6 protein-coding genes are annotated in these 6,000 nt (G+C 65.6%); 5 read left to right on the top strand and 1 reads right to left on the bottom strand.

Annotated elements, in window-relative coordinates; genetic code table 11:
- Window positions 1–63 precede the first annotated feature (63 nt).
- The 4 genes from DN412_RS31585 (at window position 64) to DN412_RS31600 (ending at window position 4,491) form a co-directional block, all read left to right on the top strand.
- Window positions 64–1,032, top strand: coding sequence for a PDR/VanB family oxidoreductase (locus DN412_RS31585; protein ID WP_115215175.1), 969 nt, complete (start codon window positions 64–66; stop codon window positions 1,030–1,032).
- Window positions 1,033–1,103: 71 nt separating this feature from the next.
- Window positions 1,104–1,901, top strand: coding sequence for a crotonase/enoyl-CoA hydratase family protein (locus DN412_RS31590; RefSeq protein ID WP_115215176.1), 798 nt, complete (start codon window positions 1,104–1,106; stop codon window positions 1,899–1,901).
- A gap of 14 nt (window positions 1,902–1,915) precedes the next feature.
- A complete protein-coding gene (locus DN412_RS31595) occupies window positions 1,916–3,265 on the top strand; it encodes a 3-hydroxyacyl-CoA dehydrogenase (RefSeq protein ID WP_115215177.1) in 1,350 nt (449 codons plus the stop codon).
- A gap of 155 nt (window positions 3,266–3,420) precedes the next feature.
- Window positions 3,421–4,491: a porin gene (locus DN412_RS31600; protein WP_115215178.1), complete on the top strand. Its 1,071-nt coding sequence runs from the start codon at window positions 3,421–3,423 to the stop codon at window positions 4,489–4,491.
- An 82-nt stretch (window positions 4,492–4,573) separates the two neighbouring features.
- Here DN412_RS31600 and DN412_RS31605 read toward each other — a convergent pair whose 3' ends face one another.
- A complete protein-coding gene (locus tag DN412_RS31605) occupies window positions 4,574–5,314 on the bottom strand; it encodes a GntR family transcriptional regulator (RefSeq protein ID WP_244222851.1) in 741 nt (246 codons plus the stop codon).
- A 284-nt stretch (window positions 5,315–5,598) separates the two neighbouring features.
- Here DN412_RS31605 and DN412_RS31610 point away from each other — a divergent pair.
- The coding region (locus DN412_RS31610) for an MFS transporter (protein ID WP_115215180.1) at window positions 5,599–6,000 on the top strand (402 nt) is incomplete at its 3' end.

Consider the following 6,000-nt stretch of genomic DNA (forward strand, 5'->3'; position numbering starts at 1 on the left):
GGACCTGCCCCCGCTGCAAAGCCCGTGGCCGGCGGTCCATGGTGCCATGCCTGGAGATAATCAATGAACCCTACCGAAACTCTGCAAGTCAGGGTCAAGTCCATCAGCTGGGAAGCCGAGGGCATCCTGGCGTTCGACATGCGGCCGGAGCCGCCGCTGCGCACGCTGCCCGCCTTTACCGCAGGGTCGCATATCGACCTGCACCTGCCCAACGGCCTGATTCGCAGCTACTCGCTGCTGAATGCGCAGAACGAATCGCACCGCTACGTGATCGGCGTCAACCGCGACGCGCAGAGCCGCGGCGGCTCGCGCTACGTGCACGAAACCCTGCGGCCCGGCGACGTGCTGACCATCAGCGCTCCGCGCAACAACTTCCCGCTCGACGATTCCGCTTCGCTCGCGGTGCTGGTAGCCGGCGGCATCGGCATCACGCCGATCCTCGGCATGATCCATCGCCTGCGCGAGCTGGGCCGCCCGTGGCGGCTGCACTACGCCGCGCGCACGCGCAAGCAGGCAGCTTTCGTCGAGATGCTGGAAGCCATGGGCAGGGAGCCCGGCGGCGAGGTCCACCTGACCTTCGACCGCGAGGCCGGCGCCGATCGCCTTGACGTCGCGGCTATTGCCGCCAGCCTGCCGGAAGGCGCGCACATCTATTGCTGCGGGCCGGTGCCGATGCTCGAGGCCTTCGAACAGGCCACGGCGTCGCTGGCGCCCGAGCGCGTGCATCGCGAGTACTTCGCCGCGCGCGAAGCCGCGGCCACCGCGGGCGGCTTCACCGTGGAGCTCGCGCGCAGCGGCCGCAGCATCGAGATCGAGCCGGGCAGGACCATCCTGGAATGCCTGATCGCCGAAGGCGTCGAGCCCATGTACTCGTGCCAGGAAGGCGTCTGCGGGACCTGCGAGGTACGCGTGCTGGACGGCGAACCGGACCACCGCGACCTCGTGCTGAACGCGGCCGAGCGCGCCGCCAACGACCGGATGATGGTGTGCTGCTCGGGCGCGAAGACCCGCAAGCTGGTGCTTGACCTGTAGGCGCCGCACCGTGGAACCACAACACAAGGTGCGGCCCCCTGCCGCACACCGCAATACCAAAGGAGCATGAGATGAGCACCGCACTGGTGACCTATGAACTCGACGGCAATGTCGCCCTGATCGGCCTGAACCGGCCCGACAAGCGCAATGCCATCAACGAAGAGGTGGTCTGGGCTCTGCACGACGCCGTGGTGCGTGCCGGCGAGGAAGCCGACGTGGGCGTGCTGTTCGGCCACGGCAGCAACTTCTGCGCGGGGCTGGATCTGAAGGAAGCGCTGGCGCGCGCCTCGGGCGAGCAACCGCGTCCGCGCAAGCGCACGCGCCATTCGTGGCACACCGTGTTCGACGGCATTGCGCGCGGGCCGATCCCGTTCGTCGCGGCGCTGCACGGCGCGGTGGTCGGTGGCGGGCTGGAACTAGCCACGGCCGCGCACCTCCGCGTCGCCGATGAATCGGCCCTGTTCGGCCTGCCGGAAGGACAGCGCGGCATCTTTGTCGGCGGCGGCGGCACCGTGCGCATCCAGCGCGTGGTTGGCTACACCGTCATGGCCGACATGATGCTGACCGGGCGCTTGCTCAACGCGCAGGAAGGCGAGCGCGAGCACATCGTGCGCTACGTGGTGCCGCAGGGCCAGGCGCTGGCCAAGGCGCGCGAGCTGGCTGCTGTGGTCGCGCGCAATACCGCGGACACGAACTGGCGCATTACCAACGTGCTGCCGCGCATCAACGACTTGTCGCACGACGACGGCCTGTTCGTCGAATACCTGACCTCGAACATCCCGCGCCCGCCCGAGGCCGCCGAACGCCTGCGCGACTTCGTCGAAGGCCGTGCCAAACCCCTCGCCACCCCAGGCGCGAAATCCGACTGAAACCCAGGAACGCCATGACGACCACGATTCAATCCAATGCCGACGCCGAAGCGCAGGCCACGGCCGACTACGTCCGCTTCGCCCAGGCCGAAGCGGCCCGCATCCCGGACTTCCCACAGGACCTGCCGCTGCGCACCGTGAACCAGGTGGCCGTGGTGGGGGCCGGCACCATGGGCGGCGGCATCGCGATGGCACTGGCCAATATCGGCATTCCGGTCACGCTGATCGACAGCAGCCAGCAAGGGCTGGATACCGGCCTGCGCCGCGTGCGCGACAACTACGCCGGCAGCGTCTCGCGCGGCAAGCTGGAGCCGTCAGCCATGCAGGCGAGGCTGTCGCTCATCAAAGGCTCGGTGGACCTGGCTGATGCCGCGTCCGCCGACATGGTGATCGAAGCGGTCTTCGAGGACATGTCGCTCAAGCAGCAGGTGTTCCGCGAGCTCGATGTGCTGTGCAAGCCCGGCGCCATCCTGGCCACCAATACCTCCGGGCTCGACGTCGACGCCATCGCGGCGGTCACGCGGCGCCCGCAGGACGTGGTCGGTGCCCATTTCTTCAGCCCGGCGCACGTGATGCGCCTGCTGGAAGTCGTCCGTGCGCGCGAGACCGCGCCGGACGTGATCGCCACGCTGATGGACCTCGGGCGGCGCATGGGCAAGACCGCCGTGCTGGCACGCGTCTACCCGGGCTTCATCGGCAATGCGCTGTTCCGCAACTACACGCGCGAAGCGCATTTCCTGGTGGAGGAAGGCGCGCTGCCGCACGAGGTCGACCAGGCGCTGACCGGCTTCGGCTACGCCATGGGTATCTTCGCCGTGCACGATATGGCCGGCAACGACGTGGGCTACCAGACCCGCAAGGCGCAGATGGCGACACGGCCGCAGGACCGGCGCTGGAACGACCTGATCCTCAAGCTGACCGAGCTCGGCCGCCTGGGCCAGAAAAGCGGCAAGGGCTGGTACCGCTATGAGCCCGGCAGCCGCCAGCCACTGCGCGATCCCGAGGTCGAAACCTTCATCGAACAGGAATCCGCGCGGCTCGGCATCGCACGGCGCCCCATCGGCGCCGAGGAAATCATCAAGCGCTGCGTCTATGGCATGGTCAACGAGGGCGCGAAACTGCTCGAAGCCGGCGTGGCGCTGCGGCCAAGTGACATCGACACCGTCTACCTGACCGGCTACGGCTTTCCCGCGCGCCATGGCGGCCCGATGTACTACGCCGACCGCATAGGTCTGCGCGAGGTGTACGCGGACATCGAACGCTTCCATGCGGAGCATGGGTATTGGTGGGAACCGGCACCGCTGCTGGCGCGGTTGGCTCGCGAGGGCAAGACCTTTGCCGACTACCAGCGCGGTGAAGCCTGAGGTCTTGCAACATTTTTCCAGCGACGCCGTCTCGTCCTGTTGCATATAAAACACGAATTAACGTATACCACTATCACAATTCAAAATGCCACGGTGCGATAGTTCGCAACATTCCTGCGCTTGGGAATGACATCCGAAACTTGGAGGAGAAGTTCATGAAAAGAAGTCTTGTTGGCCTGGCCTGCGTGATCGCTAGCGCCACTGCGGCCGCGCAGACATCGGGCATCACGCTGTACGGCGTTGCCGATGCCAACATCGAATACACCAACAACAACCTCGGAACGGGTCCTGACGGCCATTCCAAGGTCGCCCTGAATTCCGGGGGCTTGTCCCCCAGCCGTTGGGGCTTGCGCGGTACTGAAGACCTGGGTGGCGGCAATCAGGCGATCTTTGCCCTGGAAAGCGGGTTCAACCTGGATACTGGCGTTGCCGGGCAAGGCGGACGCCTGTTCGGCCGCCAGGCTTGGGTTGGCCTGCGCAACAGCGCTCACCAGGTAACGCTGGGCCGTCAGTACACTTCGCTGTTCCTGATGATGGCCAACTATTCCCCCACTGCGTATGCGACGACGTACGAACCGGTGGTCGGCATTGCGGGCTCGAATCTGCGCGAAGACAACATGGTGAAATACCATGCCGACTTCGGTCCGCTGACGGCCGAGGCGCACTGGAGCTTCGGTGAGCAACCGGGTACGTTCCAGGGTTCGTCTGGCTTCGGTGGCGGGCTTGATTACCATGCCGGCCCGTTTGGCATCGCCGCCGCCTATGACAGCATCAACAGCGCAAAGACCGCCGACTACACCCGCACCCAGAAGGCGGCGCTGGGCCTGCGCTATCAAATTACGCCGGCGCTGCTCGCGCAGGCAGCATACCGGTACAACAACAACGGTACGCGGGCGACAAACACGGCTGCGCGCGACGATCTGTGGTGGCTTGCCTTGAATTACCAGGCAACGGGAGCCTTGCTGCTGACCGGAGCCGTCTACTACGACAATGTCAAGTCCCTGTACACGGCAACCGGTCGAACCAACCCGAGCAATCCGTGGCAAGTCACCCTCATTGCGGATTACTCACTGTCCAAACGCACCGACGTCTACGTCAGTACGGCCTACACGAAGAATGCGTCGCTGAACTTCGAAAGCCTGAACGGCGCCGCGGCGGCCTACCAGATCGCGCCGAACGAGAACAGCCAGTTCGGCGTGGCCATGGGCGTGCGGCACAAGTTCTGAGCCATCACATCGGAACCGGACGGGCCGCTCCCGCTCCCTCTTGGGTGCGCGTGGGGAGCGATCGGGCTGTGCGGCTTCCCGGCTAGGCTGCCCGCGTGGCAGCCGGCTTGCGCCCGCGCCGGGCACCGCCGCGGGGCGCGGTGCTCCCGGCGGCCATGGCCTCGCCGCCGCCTTCGCCCTCCAGGTAGCTCGCCGGCAAGGTCGACAGAAATTCCGAAAATCCGGTCGTGCCCACAGGCGCGTGTTCAAGCATGGCCGCGTGCGCGGCAGCTTCGTCGCCGCTGAGAATGGCTTCTGCGAGCCGCTCGTGGTCTTCCAGCACGCGCTGCCGGCGCGTCGGTGTCTGGAAAATGCGCGGGCGGTAGCGCTGCATCAGCCGGCGCATTCCCTGGATCTGCTCCACCAGATATTCGTTGTGGCTGCCCGCATATACCGTGTCATGAAACTCGGCGTTAGCCGTCGCGAAGCGCTTGCCGTCGTCGTCGGCATGCGCCTGCTCGCACTCGGCACGGGCGGCCTTTAGCCGAACGCGCTGGTCGTCGTCCATGCGGCGCGCGGCCAGCTTCGCCGCCACCGCCTCGAGCTCGCCGAGCAGCTCCAGGGTCTCGCGCAGCTGCGTGATCGACAGGCGCGATACAAACACGCCGACGCGGGGCACGATGCGAACCATGTTCTGCACGGACAATTGCTGCAGCGCCTCGCGCACGGGTGTGCGGGAGACGCCGAAGCGCTCCGCCAGCATGCGCTCGTCCAGCGGCGTGCCGGGCGGCATGTTGCCGTCCTCGATTTCGCGCTGGATCGTGGCCTTGATCTCGCCGGCCATGCTTTTCTTTTCGGACTGTGTCATCAGGTCTGAGTAAGCGGTTCTTACTGCGCAGTATACCGAAAGAGAGTACTGGCATGCCCGTCCAGCGGCAGAAATCGACCGAACCCGCCGACAAAGTGACCGGCTTGGGCAGAACGGGCTTGCAGCACCAGCATCCGCGTGCCAAAATCACCCGAATAAATACCAAAATAAGTATCTGGCATTAATAAAGTGCCCCACATGTGCTCGACAAAGCAGACGACGCCGCACCTGGACAACCCTCTCAAGGAGACGCCCCGCTCATGCAAGACCTGGCCCGCGTGCCGGTCCGGACTACCGCCGGATCACGCGCGCACTACCGCTATTGGTTCCTGTTCCTGCTCATCCTGGTCTATGCCTCCAGCTTCGTCGACCGCATCTTCATTTCGGTGGTCGCCCAGAGGATCAAGGCCGAGATGAACCTGTCCGACGTCCAGTTGGGCGTTCTGGGCGGCCTCGCATTTTCGCTCCTCTACGCAACGCTCAGCATCCCCATGGCACGGCTGGCGGAGCGCCGCAACCGCGTGATGCTGATTTCCGTTTCCATCGCGATATGGTCGGCCATGACCGCGCTGTGCGGTACCGCCGGGCACTTCTGGCATCTGCTGCTGTATCGCCTGGGTGTGGGAATCGGCGAAGCCGGTAGCACGCCTACAGCCCACTCG

Origin of the sequence: Cupriavidus lacunae (assembly GCF_003353055.1) — a bacterium.
In the GTDB taxonomy this organism is placed as follows: Bacteria; Pseudomonadota; Gammaproteobacteria; order Burkholderiales; family Burkholderiaceae; genus Cupriavidus; species Cupriavidus lacunae.

Coding starts and splice junctions, on each gene's coding strand:
- DN412_RS31585 (WP_115215175.1), top strand. CDS start 64: ATGAACCCTACCGAAACTCTGCAAGTCAGGGTCAAGTCCATCAGCTGG.
- DN412_RS31590 (WP_115215176.1), top strand. CDS start 1,104: ATGAGCACCGCACTGGTGACCTATGAACTCGACGGCAATGTCGCCCTG.
- DN412_RS31595 (WP_115215177.1), top strand. CDS start 1,916: ATGACGACCACGATTCAATCCAATGCCGACGCCGAAGCGCAGGCCACG.
- DN412_RS31600 (WP_115215178.1), top strand. CDS start 3,421: ATGAAAAGAAGTCTTGTTGGCCTGGCCTGCGTGATCGCTAGCGCCACT.
- DN412_RS31605 (WP_244222851.1), bottom strand. CDS start 5,314: ATGGCCGGCGAGATCAAGGCCACGATCCAGCGCGAAATCGAGGACGGC.